This is a genomic window from Amycolatopsis sp. FDAARGOS 1241 (assembly GCF_016889705.1).
Lineage (GTDB): Bacteria > Actinomycetota > Actinomycetes > Mycobacteriales > Pseudonocardiaceae > Amycolatopsis.
In genome coordinates, this window is record NZ_CP069526.1 from 4,680,668 (window position 1) to 4,706,390 (window position 25,723).

Below are 25,723 nucleotides of genomic sequence, written 5' to 3' on the forward strand. Positions count from 1 at the left end.
GTACGGTGGGCCGGTGCGGATGCCGTCGGACTCGTCCGGTGCACGGCGCGGAGCGGAACTGGTCGGCCGGCGCGCCGAATGCGCGGTGCTCGACGCACTCGCAGCCGACGTTCGCGCGGGCCGCAGCCGCACATTGGTGGTGCACGGCGAACCCGGTATCGGCAAGACCGCGCTGCTGGGGCATCTCGCCGGCGCGCCGGGCTGTCGCGTGGTGGCAGGTGGCGGCGTCCAGTCGGAAATGGAGGTCGCCTACGCCGGGCTGCACCAGGTGTGCGCGCCGCTGCTCCGCCACCTCGGCGAGCTGCCGGAACCGCAACGCGCGGCACTGGGCGCGGTGTTCGGGATCAGCGCCGGGCCGGCACCCGATCGGCTGCTGGTGAGCCTTGCCGTGCTGAGCCTGTTCTCCGCGGCCGCCGAGCACGGGCCGCTGCTCTGCCTCATCGACGACCAGCAGTGGCTCGACCGCACGTCGGCGCAGGTCCTCGCGTTCGTGGCGCGAAGGCTCGGCGCCGAAGCCGTCGGGTTGGTGTTCGCGACTCGCGACGCCGGTGGTGACCTCGCGAAGCTGCCGCGCCTGCGCGTCGACGGCCTGCGCCCGGCCGACGCCCGGGCCCTGCTCGACGAGGTGCTCCCGGGCCCGATCGACGCCCGCGTGCGCGACCAGCTCGTGGCCGAGACCGACGGCAACCCGCTCGCGCTCCTGGAACTCCCCCTCGGCCTGACTCCGGCCGAGCTGGCCGGCGGGTTCGGGCTCCCCGGCGCGACGCCGTTGCCGGGCAGCATCGAAGAGGCCTTCGGCCGGCGATACCGCGCGCTCACCGCGCCCGCTCGGCTCGTGCTGCTCACCGCGGCGAGTGATCCGTCGGGTGATCCCGCGCTCGTCCACCGCGCGATCGCCGGACTCGGGATCGAAGCCGGCGCCGCGACGATGGCGCACGAAGCGGGATTGGCCGTCTTCGGTACCCGGATCCGGTTCCGCCACCCCCTCGCGCGCTCCGCCGTCTACCGCTCGGCCACCCCGGCCGACCGGCTCCGCGTGCACCGCGCACTCGCCGATGCCACCGACCCGCGGGCCGACCCCGACCGCCGCGCCTGGCACCGCGCTCGGGCCGCACCCGGGCCCGACGAGGAAGTGGCCGCCGAACTGGAAAGGTCGGCGAATCGCGCCCGGGTCCGCGCCGGCCTCGCCGCGGCGGCCGCGTTCCTGCAGCAGGCGGCCCACCTGACTCCCGCCCCCGAACGACGAGTGGGTCGAGCGCTGTCCGCCGCGCACGCCGAACTGGCGGCCGGCGCGCTCGAGGCGACCGTCGACCTGCTCCTCCTCGCCGAGGCCGGGCCATCGACCGACTTCCAGCAGGCGGAGGCCGGCCTCATCCGGGCGCAGCTGGCCTTCGTCACGAACCGCGGCAGCGACGCGCCCCTCCTGCTGGTGAACGCCGCCCGGCGGCTCGAATCGGTCGACCCTGAACTGTCGCGGGCGACCTACCTGGAAGCCCTGTATGCCGCGATCTTCGCCGGGCGCCTCGCCGGCCGGGGCGGGGACCTGCTGGAAGTCGCGCAGGCCGCGGGCGACGCGCCGCCCCCACGACACGAACGACGCGCGCCTGACCTCCTGCTCGACGGCCTGGCGGCGACCATCAGGCACGGTTGTGCGGCCGGGTTCCCGGTCCTGCGTGAAGCGCTGCGGGGGTTCGATTCCGGCCTGACCGTCGAGGAGGAGCTCCACTGGCTGTATCTGGCGAGCATCGTCGCGCTGCGGATCTGGGACGACGGCGCGTGGGACGCGCTGTCGGCCCGCCATCTCCACCTCGCGCGCGACACCGGCGCGCTGAGCGAGCTCCCCCTGGCGCTGACGTCGCGCTCGTACCTGCTGCTGTTCTCCGGTGACCTCGTCGCCGTGGCATCGCTGAGCGACGAGGTCCGCGCCATCGAGGAGCTGACAGGGAGCAACCTCGCCCCCTACGGCGCGCTGGGCCTGGCCGCGTTCCGCGGCGACGAGACGGTGGCGCGAATCGTGATCCGAGACGCCGTCGGCGACGTGACCAGCCGCGGCGAAGGGGTCGGGATCACGTTCGCGGAATGGGCGACGGCCGTGCTGGGCAACGGCCTCGGCCACTACGCCGAAGCGTTCGAAGCCGCGCTGCGCGCCGTCGAATACGACCACGATCCCGGGCAGCTGGTCTGGGTGCTGCCCGAACTGATCGAGGCCGCCGTGCGCAGCGATCACCACGACCTCGCGCTCGACGCACATGCGCGCCTGGCCACCATGACGAGCGCCGCCCGCACCGACTGGGCGCTGGGCATGCAGCTGCGCGGCGAAGCCTTGCTGTCCAAAGGAAAAGTGGCCGGGGACCTCTACCGAGAGTCGCTCGAGCACCTCGCCCGCACGCGGATGCGCGTCCAGCTCGCCCGGACCCACTTGCTCTACGGCGAATGGCTGCGCCGCGTTCGCCGGCACCTCGACGCGCGCGAACACCTGCGCACCGCCCACACCCAGCTCGACGCCATGGGCATCGGCGCCTTCGCGGACCGGGCCGCGCGCGAACTGCGCGCCGCGGGCAGCCCCGTCCGCAAGCGCGTCGACGCCTGCCGCTTCGACGAGCTGACCGCCCAGGAAGCCCAGATCGCCGCCATGGCCCGCGACGGCCTGTCGAACCCGGAAATCGCGACGCGGCTGTTCATCAGCGCCCGCACCGTGCAGTACCACCTGCGCAAGGTGTTCACCAAACTCGGCGTCACCTCCCGCAGCCAGCTCGTCCAGGCGCTACCGCACTGAACTCCGCCGAGTGCACGGACGCGCAAGACCCCCCGATGCCTGGTCCGAGGGCGGTGCGTGACGTCTCTTGACGGCCGCCTCCCGGGCAAACCGAAGGCCGGGTCCGACGCAGCGCCCCGGATCCGGCCGCCGGTCGGTCAGACGGCGACCGGTACGGCCGTGACCGGGGCGTTCCAGCCGATCTCGTGGCCGGTCAGCCAAGCCGCCTTCTCCGGCTTGGCGAACAGCTTCATCGCCACCGGGAAGAGCAGGTCCCGCAGGACCCGGCCGAAGGCGCTCGCCGTTTTGCGGTTGTTGGTGCGTTCGGTGTCCTTCATGACGCGGTCGATGCGCGGGCGGCGCAGGGACTCGAACGCGGCGAACGCTTCGTCCGCAGTCGGCAGGTCGCGCAGGCAGCGGGCCACCTCCACGGCGTCCTCGAGGGACAAGGACGCGCCCTGGCCAGAGCTCGACGACGGCGCGTGTGCCGCGTCGCCGATGAGCGCGATGCGGCCGCGGTGCCAGGTCGGGACGTGCGGGAGGTACTCGGAAGCCGCCGTGAGCACCAGTTCCCGCGGTGCGACCGCGTCGATGATCGACGGGACCGCAGAATTGTCGGCCGCGGCGAGTTCGCGGAACCGGCGCAGCCATTCGGCATTTGGCGTTTGCTTCATCTGCGCGACGGTCAGCGGCTCGGCGCTGGGCAGGTTGATCCACCAGAGGGCGTCGCCGTCGTCGAAGACCTGGTAACCGAAGAAGGCGTGCTTGCCGAACACCATGTGCGTCTCGCCGTGGGTCGAAGGCAGGCCGGTGTCGCGGGCCCAGCCGCCCGCGCTGTTGAGGCCGACGAAGCTCGGCTCCGGGGCGTTCGGGTCGAGCTGGGTGCGCACGGTCGAGCGGATGCCGTCCGCGCCGATGAGCACGTCCGCCCGGGCGCCGGCGCCGTCCGCGAAGTACGCGGTCACGCCGTCGGGGTCCTGCTCCGCGCGGACCAGCCGTTTGCCGTGCTCGTACCGGATTCCGCGCGACGTGGCCTCGTCGTAGATGTTGCGGTACAGCTCGGCCCGAGCCACCGTGCGCGCTCCCTCGACGGGAAAGGTCGCCAACCTTTTGCCGGTCCCGCTGCGTAACACCATGCTCGTCATCGGGACACCGATGTCGTCGACGATGTGGCCGGCGTCGAGCACCTCGAGCGCGCGCCGGCCGTTGGGCGCGATCGACAGGCCGGCGCCGACACCGTCGGCCGTCCGCTCGTGGGCCTCGTGGACGACTGCTTCGATGCCGGCCCGCTGCAGGGCCATCGCGGCCACCGGGCCCGCGATCCCGCCGCCGATGATCAAGGCCGTCGTCACCTTGCCGGTCATGTCACTTCTCCTCGTAGAACTCGCGCCACATGCGGCCGTAGCCGCCGGGCTGGTTGATTTCCCCGATGAACCGCCGGACGAAGTCCAGCTCCGTGGTCAGCATCGCGACCCGGAACTCCTCCTCGATCAGGAACAGCCGGCTGACGCCCTCGGCCAGCGAGCGGTCGATGACGCCCCGCGCTTCGGCGATCTGCTCGGCCAGCTCGTCCGCGCGGATACGCAGCCGCGGCACGACCTCACTCGGCGGCAGTCCGGCGACCAGCGACAACGCGGCGATGAAGCTCGGGTACTCGCGCTGCGGCTGCTCGATCAGCTCGCACAACCAGTCGTGCAGTTCGGCGCGGCCGGCGTCGGTGAGCGCGTAGACCGTGCGCTCCGGCCGGGAGCCGTCCCGCTCGGTTTCCCACGGGGCGACGAAGCCCGCCTTGGCCAGCTGCTGCACGACCATGTAGAGCGAGCCGTGGTTGTACTTGATGGACCGCTCGTCGCCGTTCGACTTCAGGGTCCGCCCCAGCTCGTAGGGGTGCATCGGCTGCCGGCTCAGGTACGCCAGCACCGCCAGCCCGAGCAGGTTGGACACCTTCCGCCGGGTCGCCATCTCATCCTCCGCAGGTCTGTTCCGATCCGTACGAGTACTATCCAGGATCGACTAGTCAGGGTCAACTAATTGATACCAACTAGCTGGACGGGCAGCAGCTGATAAGACGAGGTTGAGGCGGAAGAGCAAGTGTGGCGACGTGGGTGTCGAGCGCGCTTGCGCCGTGGACGCAGCCGCGCAGGGCTGCCCGGATGATCACCGGGGCGCCGACGCGGTCGAAGCCGTCGTCGGCGCCCCGGCCGTCGGGTTGGCACCCTGCTCGTCCGGTCACCGGACCCGAGGAAACGCGTCGCACCGTGGGCGGGAGCGAGCTGCTCGTTCGCGCCGTGGCCGAGACCGGCGTATACGGACCGGCCGCGGCGCCTCGGGAATCAGCGACGAGCGGGGGAACCGTCCACAGTGCTCGGTGGTCCGGGCCGGTCAGGAAGCCGTGGTCGAACGGCTGAGCTCCTCCCAGGCGCCGGCGTCGGCGAGCACGGCTTCGTGGTGGTTGCGCAGCCCCTCGAGCGCGTCTTCGCCGAGGAGGAAGTGCAGCGGCGGGTTCTCGGCGTCGAGCACCTCGAGGATCGCCGCGGCGCCCTTCGCGGGGTCGTTCGGCTCCTGCCCCACCACGCTCTTGACCATCCGCCGCAGCTCGCCCGAGGTCGCGTCGTAGGCCGGGTTCTCCGGGGTCCACTGCAGACTCGTGCTGAACTGGGTGCGGAACATCCCCGGCTCCACCACCACGACCCGGATGCCCAGCGGGGAAAGCTCGATCGACAGCGCCTCACCCAGTGCCACGAGCGCGTGCTTGGTGGCGTTGTAGCCGCTCAGGCCCGGGAAGGTCATCACGCCGCCGAGCGAGCTCATCACCACGATCGTCCCGCTCCCCTGCTCGCGCATCACGGGGAGGACGGCCTGGGTCAGTTCCACCGCACCGAAGTAGTTGACGTCGAACATGCTGCGCAGGTGTTCGACCGAGGTTTCCTCGACAGCACCGATGACGCTGATCCCGGCGTTGTTCACCAGAACGTCGATGCGGCCGAACACGGCCAGCGTCGCGTCCACCGCGGCGCGGATGGATGCGGGGTCGGTGACGTCCATCGCCGCGGTGCTGATCCGGTCGCCGCCCGCCTGCGCGAGGTCGGCGAGGGTCTCCGGGCGGCGCGCGGTGGCCATCACCTGGTCACCGGCGGCCAGTGCGGCCCGCACGAGCTCCCGGCCGAAGCCGCTCGAGCAGCCCGAGATCAGCCAGACGCGGCCCGGTGTGTCGTTCGTCATTCCCATGCCTTTCACGTTGGTGTTTACCGAGGTCAATGGTCGTCTCACCACCTCCGAGCCGTCCAACACCGGTTACCTGTCGTAGTTGTAGGCTTTTCCTGTGACCCCTGATCTTCGGCAGCTGAGGTATTTCGTCGCTGTCGCGGAGGAGTCCAGCTATACGCGTGCCGCCGAACGGCTCATGATCAGCCAGCAGTCGTTGTCCCAGCAGATGACGCTCCTGGAACGCATTCTCGGCGTGAAGCTCCTCGACCGCGACACCCGGGGCACCAGCCTGACGGCGGTCGGCGCGTTGTTCCTCCCCGAGGCTCGCGCGGTGCTCACCCGGGCCGACGAAGCGTTCGACGTCGTGGCGCGGGCCGCGCGAGGTGAGGCAGGCAGCCTCTGCCTGGCTTTCCTCGCCACCACCACGAACTACCTGCTGCCTCCGGTGGTGCGGGCCGTCCGGCAACGGCTCCCGGAACTCCGGCTGACCACGGAAGAGACGTCGATCGCCCTGCTGGTCGAGGGGCTGCGGAAAGGCCACTACGACGTCGCGTTCACCCGGCCGCCGCTCGTGAGCGGCCTGGAAACCCGGACGCTCGTCAGTGAGCCGGTGTGCGCCGTGCTGCCCGAAGGGCACCCGCTGGCCGATCGCGCCGAGCTGAGCCTCGCCGAACTGGCCGGCGAACGCTGGGTGCTGACCCCGCGCAGTTCCTGGGAACCGTGGCACGAGGCGTTCGACAAATCCTTCCAGGCGGCCGGATTCGTCCCCGATGTGGTCCACCGGGACGCGAGCGTCCAAGCGCTGCTCGCACTCGTCACCGCCGGAGTCGGCATCACGCGGCTCGCCCGATCGGCGGGCAGCCTGCGCCGCACCGGCGTGGTGTTCGTGCCGATCACCGGAGAATTCGTGTCGACCGAGATGGTCTGGTTGTCGGGCAACAACTCCGCGGCGTTGCGAGCGCTGCTGGACGTCGTCACCGAGGTGGCCGCCTCGACCGACTTCACCCAGGCGGGCTGACTGTCCGGCTCCGAACGCAGGGAAACCGGCGAGGGGCGCTCAAGCCACTGTGGACGGTCGCGCGAGCGCGCCGTCGGTGTGTGCGGTTTTCGCAGGAGGCCGCGTCAGGCGATGGCCGCGTATGCGCTGACGTGCTCGACGTGCATCCGCACGAGCAGCATGCCGGGAACGCTGTTGCGTTCGCCGAACTCGACGGCGCGCTCCTGGCCCATGTACCGCGCGGCGATGTTCGTCGCCCAGGTGCGCAGTTGTCCGGGGTCCTCGGAAATCTCCGTGTGTCCCCACAGCACCGCGTGGGAGTACGGGGGTATTTCGTCGTCGATGCACATCGCGGCGCGTCCGTCGCGGGTGAGGTCGTGGGCCTTCGCGGTCACGTTCTCCGTGGTGAAGACGAGGTCGTCACCGTCGAGGAGGAACCACACGGGTGCGATGTGGGGGCCGCCGTCCGCCCGTACGGTGGCCAGCTTGCCGGTGCGCGTACCTTTCGCGATGAACGCCTTCCACTCGTTCTCTTCCATTTTGGTCATGCCGTTCAGCATCCGTCCGCGCCGCAGCCGAAGCAAGGCGGCCGGCGCCACGGCCGAAGACCTCCCCGTGCCGCCGGAGCCGCCATAAACTGGTCTCTCGGCGGGAGCGAGCCGGCGACGCCGGAGAGCTGGTGGACGGAGGCGATCGGGTGCTGCTGGGCCGGCATCGGGAGCGCGCAACGCTCGACAGGCTGGTCGAAGCCGTGCGAGCGGGGCGGGGTCGCGCACTGCTGGTGGTCGGCGAACCCGGCGTGGGCAAGACGGCGCTGCTGCAGTACGTGGCCGCACACGCCGGCGAGTGCCGGGTGCTACGCACGGCCGGGGTCCAGGCCGAGATGGAGCTGCCGTTCGCGGGCCTGCACCAGCTGTGCGTGCCGCTGCTGGACCGGCTAGATCGCCTTCCGGCCCCGCAGCGTCAGGCGCTGGGCATCGCCTTCGGCCTGACCGAGGGTCCGGCCCCGGACCGGCTCCTCGTCGGGCTCGCCGTGCTGGGGCTGCTGGCGGAGGCCGGTGCCGAGCGCCCGCTGCTGTGCCTCGTCGACGACCTGCAGTGGCTGGATCGCGCTTCGACCCACGCGCTGGCGGTCGCGGCACGCCGGTTGTTCGCGGATTCCGTGGGCCTGGTCTTCGCGACGCGAAACCGGGAGCCGGGCGCCGTGCTGGTCGGGCTCACCGAACTGCCCGTCCCGGGATTGCCGGCCGGCGACGCTCGGGCGCTGCTGCGGGCGGCGCTGCCGGGACCGGTGGACGAGCGCGTGGTGGAGCAGATCGTGGCGGACACCGGGGGGAATCCCCTGGCGTTGCTGGAGCTTCCGCGGAACCTGCCGCCGACCGAGCTGGCCGGCGGGTTCGGGCTGCCGGCCGGCCGGGTGCTGCCGGGCGGGGTCGAGCCAGCGTTCCGCCACCGGGTCGCACGGCTGCCGGAAGCGTCGCGGCGGCTGCTGCTGGTCGCGGCGGCCGACCCGCTCGGCGACGCGGTACTGGTGTGGGACGCCGCCGCACGGCTGGGGGTGGGCGTGGACGCGGCGGTCCCGGCCGTGGCCGCGGGGCTCGTCGAGTTCGGCGCGCGGGTTTCGTTCCGCCATCCGCTCGTGCGCTCGGCGATCTACGACGGCGCCACCGAGCGGCAACGGCGGCGGGCGCACCGGGCGCTGGCCGAGTGCACGGACCCCACGTCCGACCCGGATCGCCGGGCCTGGCACCGCGCCCGGGCCGTCACCGGGCCGGACGACGAGGTTGCGGCCGAGCTGGAACAGTCGGCGAGCCGCGCGCAGGCACGCGGCGGTCTGCCCGCCGCCGCGGCGTTCCTGGCTCGGGCGGTCGAGCTCACCCGCGACCCGGCGAGGCGGGCCGAGCGCGCGCTCGCCTCCGCGCGGGCAGCACTCGACGCGGGCGCCCCCGAAACGGCGCTCGGCCTCTTGTCGGTGGCGCAGGCCGGCCACCTCGGCGACCTGCACCACGCGAAGGTCAACCTGCTCCGGGCGGAGGTGGCGTTCGCGGTCAGCCGCGGCGCGGAGGCGCCGATGCTGCTGTTGAAGACGGCTCAGCAGCTCGAGTCGTTCGACGCGCGCCTGGCCAGGGACACCTACCTGGAAGCCCTGTCCGCGGCGCGGTTCGCGCTCCACCTCGCCGTCGGCGGTTCTGTCGTGGAAGTGGCGGAGGCGGCTCGACGCGCTCCCGCGGCACCGAAACCGCCCGTCCCGGCGGACCTGCTCCTCGACGGCCTGGCCGCTCGTGACACGGGAGAGCTCGCCGCCGGCAGCCACCTGCTGAAGCGCGCACTGCGCGGGTTCTGCGACGCCGCCGACGCCGGCGCGGACGACTTGCGCTGGCTCTGGCTGGCCGGCACGACGGCGCCCGATCTGTGGGACTACCGGAGCTGGGAGCGGCTCGCGACGCACCACGTCGAGCGAGCTCGCGCGGCCGGGGCGCTCACCACGCTGCCCTTGGCCGTGACCTCGCGGGTGGCGGTGCACGTGGTCCTGGGCGAGCTGGCCGAGGCGGCCCCGCTGGTGGGCGAGATCGACGTCCTCGCCTACGCGATCGGAGTCGGGCTCGCGCCTTACGCAGCGGTCATGCTGGCCGCCTGGCAGGGCCGGGCGGAGGAGACCGCGCGGCTGGTCGCCGCCACCCGCGGTGAAGTGCTGGCCCGGGGGGAAGGCGCCGGAGCACAGATTTACGCCTGGGCGGAGGCGCTGCTGGGCAACAGCCTGGGCCGCTATGGCGACGTGGTGGCCGCGACCGACCTCGTCGAGCGCGAGCCACTGCTGGTCGGCGCCGGTCTGTGGATGATGGCCGAACGCATCGAAGCGACAGTCCGAAATGGACAGCCGCGGACGGCCGCCAAGGCGTTGCAGCGGCTGTCCGCGCACACCCGGGTCAGCGGCACGGATTGGGCGCTCGGCATCGAGGCGCGGTGCCGGGCCCTGGGCACCGACGGCACGGTCGCGGAGGACAACTACCGGGAGGCGATCCACCGCCTCGGCCGGACGCGGGTGCGCGGCGAACTGGCGCGAGCCCACCTGCTGTACGGCGAGTGGCTGCGGCGCGGCCGGCGGCGACGCGCGGCGCGCGAACAGTTGCGCACCGCGCACGACCTGTTCACGGAGATGGGGATGACCGCGTTCGCCCGCCGGGCGGAGCGTGAGCTGCTCCCCGGTGGGGACCTGCCGCGCCGGCGCGTCGCCGGAGGAGGTCAGGAGCTCACCGCGCAGGAGGCACAGATCTCCTGGCTGGTGCGCGAAGGCCTGTCGAACGCCGAGATCGGGACGCGGTTGTTCCTCAGCCCGCGCACGGTGGAATGGCACCTGGGCAAGGTGTTCGGCAAACTCGGCGTCACGTCGCGCAAGCAACTGCGCGCCTTGCCGCGGCCGGCGGAACCCGGGTACGCCCCAGGGACGGCCGGGGTGTCACCCGGGTTCGGGTCCGACCGGCCCGGTCCACCGTGAGGGCATGACTTCCACGCCCAAGCTGCACACGGCGTCGCGAACTTCAGCCCCGGACGCCACCGAAACCACCACGGCGCTCGTCGTGAACGGAGAACCGCGGGTGGTGGTCGCCGACACGCGCGTCACCCTGCTCGACGCCCTGCGCGACCGACTGGGTCTCACCGGCACCAAGAAGGGCTGCGACCAGGGCGCGTGCGGTGCGTGCACGATCCACGTCGACGGACGGCGGGTGCTGTCCTGCCTGATGCTGGTGGCGCAGTGCGAAGGCCGCGAAGTGACCACCATCGAAGGACTGGCCCGGGACGGGCGCCCGCACCCGGTGCAGGACGCGTTCGTCCGCCACGACGGGTTCCAGTGCGGCTACTGCACGCCCGGCCAGATCATGTCGGCGGTGGCGCTGCTGGCCGAGGGCCGCGCGGGCACCGACGAGGACGTCCGCGAGTTCATGAGCGGGAACCTCTGCCGCTGCGCCGCGTACCCCCACATCGTGGCCGCGATCCGTGAAGTGGCGGACACCGGAGGCACCGATGCGCACCTTTGAGTACGTCCGGGCGTCCGGCGTCGCCGACGCACTCGCGGCCGCGCAGCACGCCGGCTCTGCCTACCTCGCCGGCGGCACCACCCAGCTCGACCTGATGAAGGACGGCGTCCTCGCGCCCGAGCGGCTGGTCGACATCACCCGGTTGCCGCTGCGCGGGATCGTGCGCACCGGCCAGGCGCTGTACGTCGGCGCGCTGACCACGATGGAGGAGCTGGCAGCGGACCCGATTGTCGTCCGGCGGCTGCCCGTGGTGCGCGAAGCGCTCCTGCTCGGAGCCTCCGTGCAGCTGCGCAACGCGGCCACGGTCGGGGGCAACCTGTTGCAGCGCACGCGGTGCCGGTACTTCCGCGACCCGGCGGTCACCGCTTGCAACAAGCGGGCGCCGGGCTCCGGCTGCGCCGCCGTCACCGGACCCGCCCGGATGCACGCCATCCTCGGCGTGAGCGAGCGGTGCATCGCCCTGCACGCGTCCGACCTCGCCGTCGCCCTCGTGGCGCTGGACGCCTCGGTGCACGTCGAGGCCACCGGGGGCGCGCGCAGCGTGCCGTTCACGGAGTTCTACACCGAGGCGGGCACGGCACCGGAGACCGAAAACGTGCTGGCGCCCGGAGAACTGATCACCGCCGTCGAAATCCCGCTCCTGCCGGAGACCGCGCGCTCGGGCTACCTGAAAGTACGCGATCGGGTGTCGTACGAATTCGCGCTCGTCTCGGTGGCGGCCGCACTCGAGGTCGAGGACGAGGTCGTGCGCACCGCGCGGATCGGACTGGGTGGTGTGGGCTCGAAACCGTGGCGGTCCACAGCGGCCGAGGACGCGCTGCGCGGCTCACCGGCGAGCGTCGAAAAGTTCCGCGAGGCCGCGGCGGCCGCGGTCAGCGGGGCGTGGACCGTGCCGGGCACCGCGTTCAAAGTCGAGCTGGCCCAGCGAGCGCTGGTCCGGCAGCTCCTGACGGTTTCGGAGAGTTCCCCATGACCACCACCCCAGCACTGCCGTTCATCGGCACCGGACTGAGCCGCGTCGACGGGCCCCGCAAGGTCAGTGGCCAGGCGCCGTACTCGTCGGACTTCAGCGCACCCGGGCAGGCACACGCCGCCCTGGTGCAGAGCACCATCGCGGCGGGACGGATCACCGCGATCGACACCGCCGCCGCCGAATCGGCGCCCGGCGTCGTGAAGGTGTTCACCCACTTGAACGTGCCCGCGCTGGTGCGGGGACCGATGACCCCGCTGGGGACGTCACCGCCGGCACCGTTGCAGGACGACCGCGTGCTGCACCACGGGCAGCACGTCGCGCTCGCGGTCGCGGAGACCCGGGAACAGGCGACCGCCGCGACCGCGCTGGTACGGGTCGAGTACGCGGCCGAAAAACCGATCCTCGACCCGGACGATCCGCGCGCGGTCACCGTCGACAACCCCTGGGGCCTGGACCACGAGCGCGGAGACCTCGATGCGGGTCTGGCCGCAGCGCACGTGACAGTGGAGACCGAGTACACGACGTCGGACAACACGAACAACCCGCTCGGCCTGTTCGCCACTCTCGCCGAATGGGACGGCGACCGGCTCACGGTGCACGATTCGACGCAGTGGCCGTCGATGGTGCGCGAGACGCTCGCGGCGGTCTTCGGCGTGCCGGAAGAGTCGGTGCGGGTGCTCAGCCCCTTCGTGGGTGGCGGGTTCGGCGCCGGGCTGCGGGCGTGGCCACACGTGATCCTCGCCGTGCTGGCGGCCCGCGAACTGGGCCGTCCGGTGAAGCTCGTGCTGACGCGGCCGCAGATGTTCACCTCGGTCGGCCACCGGCCCCGAGGCGCCCAGTGGGTGCGGCTCGGCGCGAGCGCCGACGGCCGGCTGCTGGCGCTCGAGCACCGCAGCCGTTCCCTGCTGGCAGCCGAGGACGACGACTACGAACCGTTCGCGGCCGGATCGGCCGTTGCCTACGCCTGCCCGAACGTGCGGACCACGGACCAGCAGGTGCGGGCGAACCTGCCGGCCCCGGTCTCGATGCGGGCACCGGCCGAGGCGCAGGGGAACTTCGCGCTCGAATCGGCGATGGACGAGCTGGCGGTGGCACTGCGCATGGACCCCGTGGACCTGCGGCTGCGCAACTACGCCGAGGTGCACCCCGGGCTCGACCTGCCGTGGTCCGAGAAATCGCTGCGCGACTGCTACACCGTGGGCGCCGAGCGGTTCGGGTGGTCCCGGCGCGCCGCCGAGCCCCGGTCCTCGCGCGACGGGCACTGGCTGGTCGGGCAAGGCATGGCCGGCGTCAGTTATCCCTGGTACCAGGCGCCGTGCCGGGCTCGCGCGACCGTCACGGCCGACGAGCGAGCCACCGTCAGCAGCGCGGCGATCGACATCGGCACCGGGACGTACACCGTGATGACCCAGCTGGCGGCCGAACTGCTCGGCCTGCCAGCCGATCGAGTGCGCTTCGACCTCGGCGACACGGACCTGCCGAAAGCACCGCAGGCGGGCGGCTCCGGCCTCACCGGCGCGCTGGGCTCGGCCGTCCACGACGCCTGTGCGCGGCTGCGCGCAGCCGTGCTCGACCTCGTCCGCGACGACGCCGCGTCGCCGCTGCGCGGTCGCGATCCCGCGGACGTGGTCGCGGCGGACGGCCGGATCCACCTTCGCGACGAACCGGGGCGCGGCGAGAGCTACGCCGCGGTGCTGGCCCGCCACGGACTGCCGGAGCTGACCGCCGAGGGGAGCAGCACTCCGGCCGATCCGCGGCGGCTGGGGATGGCCCCCGCGGGCGCGTTCGGCGCCCACTTCGCCGAAGTCCGGGTCGACGAGGATCTGGGCCTGATCCGGGTGACGCGCGTGGTGTCGGTCGTCGACGGTGGCCGGATCCTCAACGAGAAGACGGCCACCAGCCAGATCATCGGCGGCGTCATCGGGGCAATCGGCATGGCGTTGTTCGAGGACACCATCACCGATCCCACGACCGGCCGCATCGCGAACGCGACGTTCGGCGACTACCTGGTCCCCGTGCACGCGGACATCCCCGACATCGACGTGACCTTCGTCGGCGAGCCCGACCGCATGAACCCCATCGGCACCAAGGGAGTCGGCGAGGTCGGACTGGTGGGCGTGGCGGCCGCGGTCGCCAACGCCGTGCACCACGCGACCGGCATCCGCGTGCGGTCCCTGCCGATCACCCTGGACGCACTGCTCTGACGAGAACGGGCGGACGAGTCACGGCATCGAGGCCGTCCCGATCAGCTCGCGGTCAGCAGCGCAATGCGCTCCTGCACAGTGGCGGCAGCCTCCACAACGGACTCCACCAGCCGCGCGCGACGGCGCTCGAAGCGCATCGGGGTCGTCGAGATGCTGTGCGCCGCGACGGCCTGGCCGGCGGCGTTCCTGACGGGCGCTGACACGCACCGGATCTCCGGGGTGATCTCCCCAGGTCCAGCGCGTAACCCTGGCTGCGGATGGCGGCCTTGCGATCGCGCCGGCGCACCTTGCCGGGCACGGTGGACGGGACGGCTGATGGCGCCGGGACCACGGGCGCGCGCTCGGTCAGCCCCGGGCCGGCGCGGGGTTCGCTGTGGCGGTTGGTGGTCCGCCACCGCGACAACGGCGCCCTGACCGGCAGCCGACCGGCGAAGCAACCGCCGGTCGCTCGCCGGCGAGCTCAGCTCCCGCCGCCATGGTCAGGTTGGTGAGGACAAGCCCGGATCAGTCAGGGAAGCAGGGTCTCCGCGAGCCGCTTCGCCACCCGGAAGGGCTGGGCGTCCTGCGAAACCACCGACCTGACGGCTGCGCCCTCCAGCAGGAGCATCAGCTCGTCAGCGCGGTCCGCGCCGAGGCGCTTGAGCTGAGTGTCCAGGTAGCCGTGCAGTGCGGTCTTGTGGTGGCGGACCACTTCCCGGACCGGGTCCGCGGGATCGGGGAATTCCGAGGTCGCGTTGAGGAACGCGCAGCCGCGGTACCCGTCGCGGGACAGCCATGCTTCGTACGCGTCGAACACCGCCAGCACGCGCTCGCGTGGCTCGTCGTGCTCGGCCGTGATGGCGTCGATCTGCTCCTGCCACCGCCGGTCGCGCTCGCGCAGGTAAGCGACGACCAGGCGGCTCTTCGAGCCGAAGTTGCCGTACAGCGCGGCCTTCGTCACGCCCGCCTCGGCCGCCACCGCGTCGACGCCCACGGCGTGGATGCCGTCGCGGTAGAACAGCGTCGACGCCGCTTTGAGCACCTTCGCTCCGGCGTCGCCTGGGCGGGTCCTTCCCACGTTGCCCTCCATACCGGTCGGTTTACCCGATGAACTGTGGTGATGATACCACCGCTTGACAGCAGACAGACCTGTCTGTTGGGTAGGGCCATGGTGACCGGGACGGAGGGCAAGACCGGCCGGTGGTGGCCCACCGCCGCGGTCGGCGCGGGGGTGATCGCCCTGTGCTACGGGTTCGCGCGCTACGCCTACGGGCTCTTCGTACCGCGGTTCAGCGAGACGTTCGGGCTCACGACCGTCGCCGTCGGGGTGCTCGGTGGCCTGTCCACCGCGGGCTACGGCCTCGGACTGCTCGGGTCACCGAGAACGTCGGCGTGGTCCGCGCGCGGCACCGTGCTGCTGGCCGGAGCCGCGGCCACCGCGGGGCTCGCGCTCATGGCCGTGGCGCCGAACGTCGCGGTGTTCGGCGCCGGGATCGTCATCGCCGGCGGCAGTGCCGGTCTCGTGTCGCCCGGTGTCGCCCAGCTCATCGGCGAGACCGCCGGCCGGCGCGTCCGTGCCCGGGCGCAGACCTGGGCCAACACCGGCACCGGGCTCGGACTCGCGGCATCGGCGTTCACTCCCCTGCTCCTCTTGGGCTGGCCCGCGATCTGGGCGGCGTTCGCCGTGCTCGGCGCGGCGCTGACGCTGATCGCCTGGCGGACCCTGCCGCGAACCGACCCCGCCGAAGTGGTCACCGGCTCGGCTCACGGCGTGCTGCCGCTGGTGCTCAACTCCGTCCTCATCGGAGTGACGAGCGCGCCCTACTGGACGTTTTCGAGCTCCCGGCTCACCGAATCCGGCCTGAGCCCGGTTGCCGCGACCTGGTGCTGGTTCACCATCGGCGTCGCCGGGCTGCTCGGCGGCTCGGCGGGCCGGGTCGCCGAACGCGTCGGGCTGCGAGCCGCCAACCTCGCCACGTGGACCCTCGCCGCGGCCGGCATCGCCGTTCTCGCCCTGCCCGATCCCGGGCTTCCCGGAGCACTGGTGTCCGGCGCGCTCTTCGGGTGCACGTACATGGCGCTGACCGGGCTGTGCATCCTGTGGGCCTCCCGCGTCTTCCCCACGCGACCCGCCCGCGGCGTCACGTGGTCCTTCCTCGGCCTCGGCATCGGCCAGACGGCTGCCTCCCCTCTGGCCGGCGCCACGGCCTCCGCGATCGGCCTCGCCGCGGTGTTCGGTTTGACCGGCCTGGTGGCGCTGATCGCGTGGAGTCAAGTCCATCCCCGCGCCGCACCGCCCGAGCACCGCGGTGTCAGACGACTCCGGCGGTGATCAGCTGTTCCCAGATCACGCTCTGGTCGACGACTTCCACGCCGAGCTTCTCGGCCTTGGTCAGCTTGCTCGCCCCGACGTCGGCGCCCGTGATGAGCAGGTCGGTGCTCGCGGAGACCGACGAGGCGGTGGCGGCGCCGGCCGTTTCGCAGAGCCGCTGGAAGGTCGGGCGAGCCACTTTCTCCCCGGAACGCGGGTCGCTGATCGCGCCGGTGATCACGACCGACTTGCCGGCCAGGGGCGCGCCCGCGACGACGGCGGGCGGGAGGTCCTCCTCGAGCACGTCCAGGGAGACGCCGCGCTGGCGCAGCCGTTCCAGTTCGGGGCGCAGGCGCGTGAGGTGCTCGATCAGCGACGCGGCGACCTTCGGCCCGATGTCCTCCACGGCCACGAGCCCGTCGACACCGGCCTCGGCGACCTCCTCCAGCGAGCCGAACCCGGCTCGGCACAGCCGCGCGGCGGTGCCTTCGGAGGCCATCGGGATCGCGAGCCCGATCAGCGCCCGGCGCAGCCCGACCCGGCGGCCGGCGTCGATCGACTCGATCATGCGCGTGGCCGAGACCTCGCCGATGCGGTCGAACTCCAGCAGCCGCTCCTTGGTCAGCTGGTAGAAGTCCGACGGGCGCTCCAAGATCCCTGTCTCCGCCAGGCGTTCGATCCACACCCCACCGATCGCGTCGATGTCCGCGGCCGCCCGCGAGGCCCAGTGGATCAGCCGCCGCACGGTCTGGGCCGGGCAGGCGACGTTGGTGCAGAAGAGTTCGCGGCTGTTGCCCTGTTCGGTCAGCGGCTGCCCGCACGACGGACACCGCGTGGGCGCGACGACGTCCCGCTCCGCCCCCGTGCGCTTCGACGCATCGAGTACGCCCGCGACGAACGGGATCACGTCCCCGGCACGCCGCACCAGCACGGTGTCGCCGATCTTGATGCCCCGGGCGCGGATCACCTCCTGGTTGGCCAACGTCGCGCGCGTGACCGTCGTCCCGCCCACGAACACCGGCTCGAGCCAGGCGACCGGGGCGATCTTGCCCGTCTTGCCGACGTCCCAGACCACATCAGCCAGTACGGTCGTCTTCTCCTCGGCGGCGAACTTGAACGCCAGCGCCCCGCGCGGTGAGCTCGACCGGGTTCCGGCGGCGGCGTAGGCATCGCGGTCGGCCAGCCGCAGCACGGCACCGTCCAGGTCGTAGTCCAGGTCGTTGCGCTGCCGCTCGATCTGTGTGATCACCGTCTGCGCAGCGTCGGCGCCGGAGCAGCGCCGCATGTCTGCCGCGGTGAACCCGAGCGCCCGCAGACCGTGTTCCAGGTCGGGATCCGCGCCCTTGGGGTCGGTGTCCAGGTCGAAGGCGAAAAACCGCAGCCGCCGTTCGGCGACGGTGGCCGGATCCTTCGCCCGCAGGGTGCCGGCCGCGGCGTTACGCGGATTGATCAGCGGCTTGTCCGGGTGCGCGGCGTTGTAGGCCGCGAACGTCGAACGCAGCATCACCGCCTCGCCCCGCACCTCCACCCGGCCCGGCGCGTCGACCCGCTCCGGAATCGCGTCGGTCAAGGCCCGCACCAGCACCGTCACGTCGTCTCCGGTCGTCCCGTCGCCGCGGGTGACCGCGCGCCAGCCGCCCCTGCTCGTAGACCAGGGCCAGCGACAGCCCGTCGAGCTTCGGCATCACCACCGGCTGGCCGGTAAACCGGTCGAAGAAGGCCGCGACCTGCTCGGGCCGCGTCGCCTTCTCCAGTGAGAGCGTCGGGCGCGAATGCCGGATCGGCGCGTGCAGTACCGCCGGCGCACCCACCTGCTCCAGCGGATTCGGGTCCGGCGCCAGCTCCGGGTTCGCCTCGATCAACCCGCGCAGCTCGTCCTCGACCGCGTCGTACTCCGCGTCTGCCAGCAGCGGCGAACCGTGGTAATAGGCGTCGCGCAGCACCACGACCTGATCAGCGAGTTCCTGAATCCGCTCCCGAGCATCCACGAGCCGGAACGCTACCCGCGCCCACCGACAAATCCGTCCCGTGCACGGGTTCCGGCGCACGTCGGTGCGGTACCGGGACGTCAGCGCGGACCTGGTGCGCCCGACGACCGGCCGGGACACCACCGGCCGTCGGGCGGGTCTTGGGAGCCGGTCAGCTCGCCGCGGACAGCGTCGTCAGTTCCAGCCACATCCGGCGGTCGAGCAGGAGGTCGATGTCGGCCCAAAGCTCGCGTACGACATCGCGCCGGCACGACGGGGTGTCCTCGATCCGCTGGCGCAGCAGGGCGATGTGCTGGTCCACAGCGGCGAGGTCCGGGCACGGATACTGCGTACCGGTGTGCCCGGTGACCGTGGTGAGGTCCTCAGGGTCGGGGACCCGAGGAGACAGCTCGTTGTTCGATGCCATGAGAACAGCGTCGCATCGTCGCCGCCCGAGCACATTGCCGCCAGCGGCCGTTGCGCGCTCGTTGCTGGCGGGAATACCCGGGTACCCGTCAGCGGGTATCGCCCGTACCGGCTGGCGGCCGCTCACCGGGTACGGCTGGCTGCAATACGGCCCCGAGAATACGGCCTCGAGCCGTCATGATCCATTGTGGACCACGCCGCGGTCGCCGGGGCAGGGTATAGGGGGACGGTGGAGGGGGGAAGGAGCCGCGATGATCACGGACCCCACGCTCGTCCGGATCGGCGAGGCGGTGCAACTCGGGCACGGAGGCGGACGGGAAGCCGCTCGCCTCGCGTTCGCGCGGATCTGGGCCGAGATCGGTGGCGAGCGGGGAGACCCCCTGCACCGTTGCACGCTCGCGCACGCGATGGCCGATGTGCAGGATGACGTTCGTCAGGAGCTGCTCTGGGACCAGCGCGCGCTGGCGGCCGCCGGCCTGCTGACCGATGCGCGAGTGGCGCAGGCCGGAGTGCCGCTTCCGGTGGCCGCGTTGTACCCGTCGCTGCACCTGAACCTGAGCGAGTGCCACCGCAAGCTCGGCGACCTCGACCGAGCTCGTGAGCACCTCCGCCAGGCGCAGGCCACGATCGGCGCGCTGGGCGACGACGAGTACGGACAGCTGATCAGGCAAGGCCTGGAGCGGATCGCCGCTCGGCTGCGCTGACCTTCAGGACCGAGTCCGGGAAGGGCCGAGCAGATCCCAGCGATTTCCGGCGATGTCGCGGAAGACGACGACCTGACCGTACGGTTCCACCCGGGGCTCGGTGACGAACTCGACCCCGGCGGCTCGCATGCGCCGGTAGCTCACGTCGAAATCGTCGACCCGCAGGAAGAAGCCGACGCGTCCGGCGTGCTGCTCGCCGATCGCCTCGGCTTGGCGGTCACCGTCGGCGCGAGCGAGGAGGATGCCGGTCTCCCCACCTGGCGGGCGGACGATCACCCACCGCTTGGGACGGCCGTCGTTGGTGCGCGACGGTGCGTCTTCGGCCAGTTCGAAGCCCAGTGCGTGGGTGAAGAAGGCGATCGCTTCGTCGTAGTCCTCGACGAGGATCGCGGTGAGCTGCAAGTACGCCATGGAGGTGATCCTGGCCGGGTCCGTTCCCGGATCGGGTGCAGCAACCCGGGCGTGTCGCCGCTGCGCCTGACCAGCCACGACCGACGGCTGGATCACTGGGCCGGCCCACTCGCGAGAGCGACGCCGGCGGTCCGGCCGTCCGGGACTTCAGGAGCCACCCTGTCGGTCGGCGCCGGTCATGCCCGTCTTCGTCCGGCCGCACCTGACCATCGGGTCGATCCGGATCCGGCCGCCCGTCCGACTGCGGGCCACGCCCCTCGCCACGAGCCCGGCCGCGTGCTCGCGCTGCAGGTCAGGGACCCGTGCTCGGAATTCATGCGTACGTCGGCGCCCTGGCCGTCGCGTCCGGCGGCCCGGCATGGCAAGATTCCCGGGTGACCGGAGGTTCCGATTCCGAGATCGTCCTGGCCCCCCTGGACGAGCAGGCTCTGCCGCAGCTGCTCGACGTCGCGGTCAAGGGCGCCGATCCGCTCGACGTGATGCCGGAGGTGGACGGCCCACCGGGCTGGACACCCGAGCGGCGTGAGGCGTTCCTGCAGTTCCACCGGCGGCGCTCACTCAACCCGGACACTGCGACCGAGACCGCCTGGACCATCCAGGTCGGCGGCACCATCGTCGGCGCCGCGCGGCTGCACCCCGTCCACCGCGGCAGGTCGGTCGAGATCGAGGCCAGAGTCTGGGTCGCCCGCTGGGCCCGGGGCCGCGGGATCGGCAAGTGGGTCACCGAAACCCTGATCGACGCGGCCCGCGAAGGCAACGGCGGCCGGTACGTCGCTTCGACGTCCACGGACAACAAGGCGGCGCAGCGCCTGATGAAGTCGGTCGGCGCGAACATCGAACTACGCGGCGACGACGTCGATTCACACCTGGACATCTAGCTTTTGAGGGTCCTGCCGCCTTCCGGGGCCACGACGGGAACAGCCAGGTCACCGAGCGAGCCGGGCCGCCTGGCCGCGCCGGGCAGTAATCTTCGGCAGTGGACAGCCACAACCCACCACACCAGCAGTTCTTTCGAGAAGAACAGCGCGGCGGGGCCTACGCGCCGCTGAGCGACAGCGCCCCACACACCGGCATGCCGCGGAACGGACCGGCACGGCGCGCCCTCGTGCCCGGCTACGTCACGATCTTGCGACCGGGACGGCGCCGGCCGTGGACCGCCGCCTGGTCCGAAGAGCGCGGTGGCGAGTTCCTGGACACGTTCGACGCCAAGACGCTCGAAGAGGCGTTGCGGTGGTCGTTCGGCCAGACGACCGAGGTGTTCATCCAGGAGTCGACGGGCGAACTCACGCGGGCCGAGCGATGGCCGGAGATGGGCTGAGTGCCGATCGCGGCCCGCAGGTGACCGCAATGGGACCAGCCGGCAGACCGGTGGGTGAAGCCGCGATCGCGGGTATGGCCGGCCGCGGTCGGCCATACCCGCGCATACGGTTACCCGCCGAAGGTCTTCGTCGCCGGGTGAGTGGCCAGCGCGGCCTGGTTGAACGTGACGGCCACCCCGTGCCCCCGCAGGCGGGAGGCGCGCTGGTCGATCTTCCAGCCGTCGATCCGGACGCCGATGTCCCGGTGCCGGATCTGGTCGCCGGCCAGCTGTACCCGGGTGGAGCTCGACTCGCCGCCGGCCAGGTTCAGGTAGTTGTCGCTGAACGTGGCCGGCAGGATGCGGTCACCGGTGCGGGTGTCGTAGACCTGCAGGTGCAGCATCAGCGCCACGGCTCGCCCGATGTTTTCGACGTCCACCGTCAGCTCGAGGCCGTCGCGCCCGCTTTTCGCGCCGGCCACGACGGAAACGGCGGCCGCCGGCGCGTCGTTCAGGCTCACGAAACCCGCGGGCCGCGCCGGGTTCTCGATCCAGTAGAAATTGCGGACGAGTTCCGCGCCGTGCGAATCCTTGAACGAGAGCCGGACGAAGGCGACGTCGGAGGGCGCGCCGGCCAACTGTGGAGCGATGGTGCCGAGCACGGTGTGGTCGGCCGCAGCCGCCCCGCCGACGGGCAGGGATGCACGGGCGAACGCCGTCCCGTCCAGGTCGTGGAGCGTGACGGCGACGGTGCCCTGCACCGCCGTGCGGGTGTGGTTGGCCACCACCACGTCGAGGGTCTGGCTGTTCAGGATCACGTTGACCCGCCGGCACGCGTGCCGAACCGCGTAGAACGACGAATGCGCCTCGAGATCGTGGCTGTACATCTGCCAGACGAAGCTGGGCTGTGCGGGATTCGTCATCCACATGATGACGCCGGTGCGCGGGTACGGCTTACCCGGTGCGGCAGTGCCCATGTTCGCGGTGTGCGCCTCGTAGATCGCCTTGATGCACTCGTAGTTCATCAGCTGGGACTTGCGCGCGAAGTCCGGGAGGTTGCGCAGTTCGCCGTAGCGCTGCGCGGTGAGCTGCAGGTAACCCGCGCCACCGCCGTTGCCGCCGTTGCCGTTGACGTCGCGGTCGGCCCAGGAGTCGTCCGGGCGCTCCCACGACGCCTCGGGGAGCATCTTCTTGATGAACTCCAGCGTCGGGATGGAGTACGAGCCGACCTCGTTGTGGAACGGCGGCCAGTGCGTGCCGTCGTTGAGGGAGAAGTGGGTGCTCGGGGTGACCCAGTGGTACGGCCCGCCCGAGCTGTACCCGGCGATCGCGTCTTTGCCGGTGTCGCCGGCCGAACTCGTCAGCGCGGCCCGCTGCGGGTCGAGTTCAGCGACCAGCGCGTCCAAACCGTCGATCAGCGGCTGAGGCGGCGGACCCTCGTTGCCGCCGCACCAGAGCAGGACCGACGGGTGGTTGCGGAACCGCACGATGCAGTCGCGGATGTTGTCCAGGTCGCGGGCGACGTTCGCCGGCGGCGGGCCTTCGGTCGAGCAGAAGAAGTCCTGCCAGACGAGGATGCCGTACTCGTCGCACGCGTCGAAGAAGTCCTCGGTGCTGCTTTGGCCGTTCCAGTTCCGGATCAGGTTGAGGTTGGCGTCGTGGTGCAGCCGCACCTGTTCGCGCAGCCGCTCCCGAGGGATGCGCTTGAGCGCCTCGTCCAGACCCCAGTTGCCGCCCATCACCAGGATCGGCTGGTTGTTGACGGTGATCGCCAGGCACTCGACCGGGGAGCCGGACGGTGACTGGATCGGCCTGGTGTACTCGATCCGCCGGACGCCGAAGTCCACCGTCCGCTCGTCGTGGACCTGGCCACCGGACTCGACGCCGATCGTCAGCCGGTAGCGGTAGGGGTCGCCGTAACCGTTGGGCCACCACAGCTTCGGGCGGGTCAGCCGCAGGGCGGCGAGGTCTTTCGGCGTCAGCGTGATCGAGGACGAGCCGGGAGGCACGGTGACGGTCCGCGCGAAGTCGTGACCGTCGAGGGACCCCTTCACCAGCACGGCTTTCGCCCCGTCGAACGCGCTGTCGAGGGTGAGGTCGACGGTGATGTCGGCCGTGCGCAGATCGGCCGAGAGCGTGGGGTCGACGTGCACGTCGGTCAGCCGGACCGGACCGGTGGTGGACCAGGTGACCGGTTGCCAGATGCCGAGGTCCCGGTCGGGGATGGTGGGCAGCCAGTCCCAGCCGGCCGTGCAGAAGAACGTCGGCCCGTTCTTCAAGGTGATGCCCGTCTTGCCGCCGTTGCGCCCGCCGCGGGTCACACCGCTGGCGTAGCTCGGCAACGACGGCTGTTCGGCGTAATCCAGTTTCCCGACCAGCACCGCCAGATGAGCCGCGCCGTCCGCCTTCGCGACGATGTCCGTGACGTCGAAGACCCCGCGTTTGAACGCGCCCTCGACGGTGCCCACTTCGGTGCCGTTGAGCCAGATGGTGCCCAGGTAGTTGATGCCGTCGAACTGCAGCCAGAACCGCTGGTCCGGGATCAGCCGCGGCACGGGGAACGCGACCCGGTACCAGTAGCCGGTGTCCTTGAGGGTGTCCGGGATCGTATCGGTCACGATGCGGCCATACAACGGATCCGGGTACTCGCCGTTGGCGATCATGCTCGTGAGCGGCGTGCCCGGCACGACGGCCGGCTTCAAGCCGTCGATGCTCTGCGCACTGGCCAGCCGGCCCCCAGGGGCCGTCGTGCTGTCGGCCGCCGTGAAGGTCCAGCCGCTGGTGATTTCGTCGCCGTCGAGGTGGAGGGGATTCTTGCCCGCGGTGCCGCCCGGCGCCGCTGCGGCGACGCCGGACAGACCGAGCGCGCCGAGAACACCACCACCGGCGACGGCGATTCCGCCGGACAGGAAACGTCTGCGATTCAACTGGGTCACGTCGCTCCCGATGTTTCTTGACAACGTTGTCAGCCCTGATCTGAATTCCAATGCTCGTCAGGCGTCGGTTCCCTTGTCAAGCGACCTTGGGAGGTTTTGCGCTCGCGGCGAAATCTTGTCGAGTGGACAAACCCGGTCGGCAAACAGGAAGTCGAACCGGCATTTCTTCACCCCGCGTGATGTGCCCGCCAATTGCGAAATACCCGGTGGACTCGCGTTCCACTGTGGACTTCACCCGAAGGCCGGCACCACGCTGTCGCCCGCGCGGAACGGGGCGGCAGCGTGCGGGGGACCCGCCGGTGCCTGCCCGAGGTCGGATGGCCGGTCAGCCGGCGAGCACGGCCTTCATGATCTTGACGATGACGAGAACCATCGCGACGGCCAGGTAGGTGCGCAGCGCACCCATCCCGATCTTGCCCCCGGTCGCCATCGCCGGCCGGGTCAGCTCGGTGAGCGGCGGCATCAGCCAGTCCTCGCGTCCGGTCCGGTCGACGGGCGCGGCCGCCGTGCCGCTACGCCGGCCCCGCAGCGCGTAACCGCCCGCCGCCACGCCTGCCCCCGCGCAGGCGGCGACGATCCGCACGATCTGCCCCGCGGCGCCGCCGGGGTAGAGCACCGCGACGGTCAGCACGATCGACAGGGTGACCAGGACGTCCACCACCACCGAGGTGAACACGGTGGTGGCACGGCCGTTGACCCGGGGCCCGGCACCTGCCGGTCGTTGCAGAGCAGCAGCAGGAACACCGTCGCCGAGGCAGTAGCAGCCTGGCGAGGGTCTGCACTCCTTCGGTCACCAGCCCCAGCGGCGAGCCGGGGATGAGCACGATCGTCGCGGCAAGGGCGATGAGCCCGGCGTAGACGGCGCAGAAACCCTCGGCCCGCTTGATTCCGCGGTGCAGGGAGTGCTTGAGCCCCAGCACGTCGCCCAACGCGTAGGGGCTGGACAGCGACAGCGCGAACGCGCCGATGATCGAGGCGTCCAGCAACGCGACGGCGAACAGCGCCCCGACGGTCTTGCCCGCGTACGCAGCCAGGCCCTTGGCGAGGCCGGTGCTGTCGGTGAAGTTCCCGAAGTCCTTCGTCCCGGCGAACGCCGCCGCGCTGAAGCCGGTGATCGCCGTGGCGCCGACGACCACGATCACGATGCCGATCCACAGATCGGCCTTCTCGTACCGCAGGAACCGCGGGGTGATCCACTTGCCGATCACGTAGGACTGCCAGAAGAACGGCTGCCACGACGCCACGATGGTGCCGACGATGCCGATCACCAGCAGCATCAGCGCCGCCATCCCGTTCGAGCCGCCGGGCAGCGACGGCACGGAGAAGCCGCGGGCCAGCTGCCCGCGGGTGCGCGGCCACGGAGATCGGGATCAGCAGGAGCGAACCGAGGCAGAAGAGCACCGCGGCGCGATCGAAGCGGCGGAACGACCCGGTGAACGCCGCCGCGATGATCACCGCGGCGGTGTCGGCGCTGCGGGCAAAGGGCCTACCGGATGCCGGCGAAGATCGAAGACAGCGG

The 25,723-nt window shown here is 71.6% G+C and carries 21 protein-coding genes and 1 pseudogene; 10 read left to right on the plus strand and 12 right to left on the minus strand.

Going from position 1 to position 25,723, the window contains the following annotated elements; all coding sequences use genetic code 11:
* Window positions 1-19 precede the first annotated feature (19 nt).
* Window positions 20-2,776 carry a LuxR family transcriptional regulator gene (locus I6J71_RS23120; protein WP_204097201.1) on the plus strand — a complete coding sequence of 919 codons (2,757 nt, stop codon included), beginning with the start codon at window positions 20-22 and terminating at the stop codon, window positions 2,774-2,776.
* A gap of 137 nt (window positions 2,777-2,913) precedes the next feature.
* Here the strand turns inward: I6J71_RS23120 and I6J71_RS23125 are convergent, their stop codons facing one another.
* From I6J71_RS23125 to I6J71_RS23135, 3 genes are all read right to left on the minus strand, one after another.
* The gene (locus I6J71_RS23125) at window positions 2,914-4,119 is read right to left on the minus strand and encodes an NAD(P)/FAD-dependent oxidoreductase (RefSeq protein WP_204096603.1); all 1,206 of its coding nucleotides are present in this window, start codon (window positions 4,117-4,119) and stop codon (window positions 2,914-2,916) included.
* Window position 4,120: 1 nt separating this feature from the next.
* Window positions 4,121-4,717, minus strand: a complete 597-nt coding sequence (locus tag I6J71_RS23130) for a PadR family transcriptional regulator (RefSeq protein WP_204096604.1) — start codon at window positions 4,715-4,717, stop codon at window positions 4,121-4,123.
* 420 nt (window positions 4,718-5,137) lie between these two features.
* On the minus strand, window positions 5,138-5,983 hold the full coding sequence (locus I6J71_RS23135; RefSeq protein ID WP_239155215.1) for an oxidoreductase: 846 nt from the start codon (window positions 5,981-5,983) through the stop codon (window positions 5,138-5,140).
* A 94-nt stretch (window positions 5,984-6,077) separates the two neighbouring features.
* Between I6J71_RS23135 and I6J71_RS23140 the strand changes: the two genes are divergently transcribed.
* Complete coding sequence (locus tag I6J71_RS23140; protein WP_204096605.1) at window positions 6,078-6,980, plus strand: LysR family transcriptional regulator; 903 nt, start codon at window positions 6,078-6,080, stop codon at window positions 6,978-6,980.
* A gap of 104 nt (window positions 6,981-7,084) precedes the next feature.
* On the opposite strand, the gene I6J71_RS23145 is transcribed toward I6J71_RS23140, so the two are convergent.
* Window positions 7,085-7,507 (minus strand): PPOX class F420-dependent oxidoreductase, encoded by a 423-nt coding sequence (locus I6J71_RS23145; RefSeq protein ID WP_204096606.1) that lies wholly within the window; start codon window positions 7,505-7,507, stop codon window positions 7,085-7,087.
* Between the two features lie 131 nt (window positions 7,508-7,638).
* Here I6J71_RS23145 and I6J71_RS23150 point away from each other — a divergent pair, with 131 nt between their 5' ends.
* The 4 genes from I6J71_RS23150 to I6J71_RS23165 are packed head-to-tail and all read left to right on the plus strand — an operon-like array spanning window position 7,639 to window position 14,173.
* A complete protein-coding gene (locus I6J71_RS23150) occupies window positions 7,639-10,455 on the plus strand; it encodes an AAA family ATPase (RefSeq protein ID WP_204096607.1) in 2,817 nt (938 codons plus the stop codon).
* Window positions 10,456-10,459: 4 nt separating this feature from the next.
* The gene (locus I6J71_RS23155) at window positions 10,460-10,996 is read left to right on the plus strand and encodes a (2Fe-2S)-binding protein (protein ID WP_204096608.1); all 537 of its coding nucleotides are present in this window, start codon (window positions 10,460-10,462) and stop codon (window positions 10,994-10,996) included.
* A complete protein-coding gene (locus I6J71_RS23160; RefSeq protein WP_204096609.1) occupies window positions 10,983-11,969 on the plus strand; it encodes a xanthine dehydrogenase family protein subunit M in 987 nt (328 codons plus the stop codon). The genes I6J71_RS23155 and I6J71_RS23160 overlap by 14 nt, the downstream gene beginning before the upstream one ends.
* Window positions 11,966-14,173 carry a xanthine dehydrogenase family protein molybdopterin-binding subunit gene (locus I6J71_RS23165; RefSeq protein WP_204096610.1) on the plus strand — a complete coding sequence of 736 codons (2,208 nt, stop codon included), beginning with the start codon at window positions 11,966-11,968 and terminating at the stop codon, window positions 14,171-14,173. Before I6J71_RS23160 ends, I6J71_RS23165 begins: the two co-directional genes overlap by 4 nt.
* 41 nt (window positions 14,174-14,214) lie before the next feature.
* Here I6J71_RS23165 and I6J71_RS23170 read toward each other — a convergent pair whose 3' ends face one another.
* On the minus strand, window positions 14,215-14,376 hold the full coding sequence (locus I6J71_RS23170) for an IclR family transcriptional regulator C-terminal domain-containing protein (protein WP_204096611.1): 162 nt from the start codon (window positions 14,374-14,376) through the stop codon (window positions 14,215-14,217).
* Between the two features lie 305 nt (window positions 14,377-14,681).
* Entirely contained in the window at window positions 14,682-15,230 is a 549-nt protein-coding gene (locus I6J71_RS23175) for a TetR/AcrR family transcriptional regulator (RefSeq protein ID WP_204096612.1), read from the minus strand.
* Between the two features lie 90 nt (window positions 15,231-15,320).
* On the opposite strand from I6J71_RS23175, the gene I6J71_RS23180 reads away from it, so the two are divergent.
* Window positions 15,321-16,484, plus strand: coding sequence for an MFS transporter (locus I6J71_RS23180; protein ID WP_204096613.1), 1,164 nt, complete (start codon window positions 15,321-15,323; stop codon window positions 16,482-16,484).
* On the opposite strand, the pseudogene ligA reads toward I6J71_RS23180, so the two are convergent.
* Both ligA and I6J71_RS23190 read right to left on the minus strand, forming a co-directional pair.
* A pseudogene (ligA, locus tag I6J71_RS23185) lies at window positions 16,465-18,574 on the minus strand (NAD-dependent DNA ligase LigA). The gene I6J71_RS23180 and the pseudogene ligA sit on opposite strands and share 20 nt — an antisense overlap.
* Window positions 18,575-18,602: 28 nt before the next feature.
* Complete coding sequence (locus tag I6J71_RS23190; RefSeq protein ID WP_204096614.1) at window positions 18,603-18,857, minus strand: hypothetical protein; 255 nt, start codon at window positions 18,855-18,857, stop codon at window positions 18,603-18,605.
* A gap of 250 nt (window positions 18,858-19,107) precedes the next feature.
* Between I6J71_RS23190 and I6J71_RS23195 the strand changes: the two genes are divergently transcribed.
* Complete coding sequence (locus tag I6J71_RS23195; RefSeq protein ID WP_204096615.1) at window positions 19,108-19,560, plus strand: hypothetical protein; 453 nt, start codon at window positions 19,108-19,110, stop codon at window positions 19,558-19,560.
* 3 nt (window positions 19,561-19,563) lie between these two features.
* Here the strand turns inward: I6J71_RS23195 and I6J71_RS23200 are convergent, their stop codons facing one another.
* On the minus strand, window positions 19,564-19,971 hold the full coding sequence (locus tag I6J71_RS23200) for a VOC family protein (protein ID WP_204096616.1): 408 nt from the start codon (window positions 19,969-19,971) through the stop codon (window positions 19,564-19,566).
* A gap of 374 nt (window positions 19,972-20,345) precedes the next feature.
* Between I6J71_RS23200 and I6J71_RS23205 the strand changes: the two genes are divergently transcribed.
* Together I6J71_RS23205 and I6J71_RS23210 are read left to right on the plus strand one after the other, a co-directional pair.
* A complete protein-coding gene (locus I6J71_RS23205; RefSeq protein ID WP_239155217.1) occupies window positions 20,346-20,849 on the plus strand; it encodes a GNAT family N-acetyltransferase in 504 nt (167 codons plus the stop codon).
* A gap of 98 nt (window positions 20,850-20,947) precedes the next feature.
* On the plus strand, window positions 20,948-21,289 hold the full coding sequence (locus I6J71_RS23210; RefSeq protein ID WP_204096617.1) for a hypothetical protein: 342 nt from the start codon (window positions 20,948-20,950) through the stop codon (window positions 21,287-21,289).
* A 110-nt stretch (window positions 21,290-21,399) separates the two neighbouring features.
* Here the strand turns inward: I6J71_RS23210 and I6J71_RS23215 are convergent, their stop codons facing one another.
* The 3 genes from I6J71_RS23215 to I6J71_RS23220 form a co-directional block, all read right to left on the minus strand.
* On the minus strand, window positions 21,400-24,204 hold the full coding sequence (locus tag I6J71_RS23215; protein WP_204096618.1) for a glycoside hydrolase family 2 TIM barrel-domain containing protein: 2,805 nt from the start codon (window positions 24,202-24,204) through the stop codon (window positions 21,400-21,402).
* A gap of 325 nt (window positions 24,205-24,529) precedes the next feature.
* Window positions 24,530-24,667 (minus strand): hypothetical protein, encoded by a 138-nt coding sequence (locus I6J71_RS48715; RefSeq protein ID WP_239155219.1) that lies wholly within the window; start codon window positions 24,665-24,667, stop codon window positions 24,530-24,532.
* A 49-nt stretch (window positions 24,668-24,716) separates the two neighbouring features.
* Window positions 24,717-25,523 (minus strand): divalent metal cation transporter, encoded by an 807-nt coding sequence (locus tag I6J71_RS23220; protein WP_239155221.1) that lies wholly within the window; start codon window positions 25,521-25,523, stop codon window positions 24,717-24,719.
* Between the last annotated feature and the right edge of the window lie 200 nt (window positions 25,524-25,723).

Bases quoted from the DNA above. Each gene is read 5' to 3' on its own strand.
- I6J71_RS23165 (WP_204096610.1), top strand. From the start codon at position 11,966: ATGACCACCACCCCAGCACTGCCGTTCATCGGCACCGGACTGAGCCGC.
- I6J71_RS23145 (WP_204096606.1), bottom strand. From the start codon at position 7,507: ATGACCAAAATGGAAGAGAACGAGTGGAAGGCGTTCATCGCGAAAGGT.
- I6J71_RS23190 (WP_204096614.1), bottom strand. From the start codon at position 18,857: ATGGCATCGAACAACGAGCTGTCTCCTCGGGTCCCCGACCCTGAGGAC.
- I6J71_RS23195 (WP_204096615.1), top strand. From the start codon at position 19,108: ATGATCACGGACCCCACGCTCGTCCGGATCGGCGAGGCGGTGCAACTC.
- I6J71_RS23130 (WP_204096604.1), bottom strand. From the start codon at position 4,717: ATGGCGACCCGGCGGAAGGTGTCCAACCTGCTCGGGCTGGCGGTGCTG.
- I6J71_RS23200 (WP_204096616.1), bottom strand. From the start codon at position 19,971: ATGGCGTACTTGCAGCTCACCGCGATCCTCGTCGAGGACTACGACGAA.
- I6J71_RS23180 (WP_204096613.1), top strand. From the start codon at position 15,321: ATGGTGACCGGGACGGAGGGCAAGACCGGCCGGTGGTGGCCCACCGCC.
- I6J71_RS23155 (WP_204096608.1), top strand. From the start codon at position 10,460: ATGACTTCCACGCCCAAGCTGCACACGGCGTCGCGAACTTCAGCCCCG.
- I6J71_RS23120 (WP_204097201.1), top strand. From the start codon at position 20: ATGCCGTCGGACTCGTCCGGTGCACGGCGCGGAGCGGAACTGGTCGGC.
- I6J71_RS23160 (WP_204096609.1), top strand. From the start codon at position 10,983: ATGCGCACCTTTGAGTACGTCCGGGCGTCCGGCGTCGCCGACGCACTC.
- I6J71_RS23135 (WP_239155215.1), bottom strand. From the start codon at position 5,983: ATGGGAATGACGAACGACACACCGGGCCGCGTCTGGCTGATCTCGGGC.
- I6J71_RS23125 (WP_204096603.1), bottom strand. From the start codon at position 4,119: ATGACCGGCAAGGTGACGACGGCCTTGATCATCGGCGGCGGGATCGCG.
- I6J71_RS48715 (WP_239155219.1), bottom strand. From the start codon at position 24,667: ATGCCGCCGCTCACCGAGCTGACCCGGCCGGCGATGGCGACCGGGGGC.